The following is a 1,442-nucleotide window of genomic DNA, read 5'->3' on the forward strand; positions in this document are numbered from 1 at the left end:
CCTAGTAGTGCTTTGTCATCTTTTGGGTGGTTGATGGTGACAGCTGTGGCTTGATCTTGGTGTCGTCAAGGCATGGACACCGTTGCTGTGCACCGTCTCGCCGTTGATCTGGACGACTTCGTCGCGGACGTGTTCACGCCGTTGACCCGCTCGGGCTGGCAGGACCGGGCCGGCTACTACTTGCGTGGGCTGATGCTCGACGGACGACGTAAGTCGATCCAGCCGATGGCTGCCCGGCTTGCGGGGCCAAACGAGCAGGCGCTGAACCATTTCGTCACGAACAGCCCGTGGGACGCCACCGCGGTACGCGAACGGCTCGCGGTCCGGATGCACGAAGCGATCAGCCCGAACGCGTGGGCCCTGGACGACACCGGCTGGCTCAAGTGCGGCACCGCGTCGGTGTGCGTGGCCCGGCAGTACACCGGCACGGCCGGGAAAGTCACCAACTGCCAGATCGGGGTCAGTCTGAACCTGGTCACCGACACCGCGTCCTGCCCGGCCGATTGGCGGCTGTTCGTGCCCGAGTCCTGGGACCCGGCCGCGCCCGAGGCAGGCGAACGCCGCCGCAAGGCCGGGATGCCGGCCGACGCGAAACACCGCGAGAAGTGGCGCCTGGGCCTGGACATGATCGACGAGGCGATCGGCTGGGGCCTGCGCCCGCCGCTGATCGTCGCCGATGCCGGCTACGGCGACGCCGCCGAGTTCCGCCAGGAACTCGACAACCGGCACCTGCCCTACATCGTCGGCGTGAACTGCGCCCACACCGCGTTCACCGAAGACACCCAACGCACCGCACCGCCCTACAAAGGCGCCGGCCGCCGCCCGCCGCTGATCTACCGGGAAGCCGCGCCCAGCCTCAAAACACACGTCCTGGCCGCCGGCCGCGCAGCCGTCCGGCAGGTCGCCTGGCGGCCGGGCTCACGCCGTCGCGGCGGCCGGATCCGGATGATGCGCAGCCACTTCGTGTTCCTGCGGCTACGCCCGGCCAGCCTGGTACACCGCCGCGCCGTCGACTTCGGTGACCTGCCGGTACGGTGGCTGATCGCCGAATGGCCGCCCAGCGAACCCGAACCCACCCGATACTGGCTGTCGAACCTGCCCGAACACACCCCGAAGCGGCGGCTCGTGCGGCTGGCGAAACTACGCTGGCGCATCGAGCACGACTACCGCGAGATCAAAACCGGCCTCGGCCTGGACCACTACGAAGGCCGCACCTGGCAAGGCTGGCACCACCACACCACCCTGGTCTCAGCCGCCCACGCGTTCCTCACCCTGCAACGCCTCGACCCAAAAACGACTGCGCCGGAATGACCCTCTACGCCGTACTCCGACGCATGCAAGCACCGCTCGCCCGCCTCATCGGCACCTGCCCCACCTGCCAAACCCGCTTCCCGCAACAGAAACCCAGACACCGGCGAAGATCATGACAAAGCACTACTAGT

General features: G+C 67.9%; 1 protein-coding gene. It reads left to right on the top strand.

What is annotated here, in order from left to right; translation table 11 throughout:
* Positions 1-72: 72 nt before the first annotated feature.
* Positions 73-1,311: an IS701 family transposase gene (locus IH26_RS0152425; protein ID WP_030443800.1), complete on the top strand. Its 1,239-nt coding sequence runs from the start codon at positions 73-75 to the stop codon at positions 1,309-1,311.
* Positions 1,312-1,442: the final 131 nt, after the last annotated feature.

This window comes from Actinoplanes subtropicus (genome assembly GCF_000721705.1).
Classification (GTDB): Bacteria; Actinomycetota; Actinomycetes; order Mycobacteriales; family Micromonosporaceae; genus Actinoplanes; species Actinoplanes subtropicus.

Bases quoted from the DNA above. Each gene is read 5' to 3' on its own strand.
- IH26_RS0152425 (WP_030443800.1), top strand. From the start codon at position 73: ATGGACACCGTTGCTGTGCACCGTCTCGCCGTTGATCTGGACGACTTC.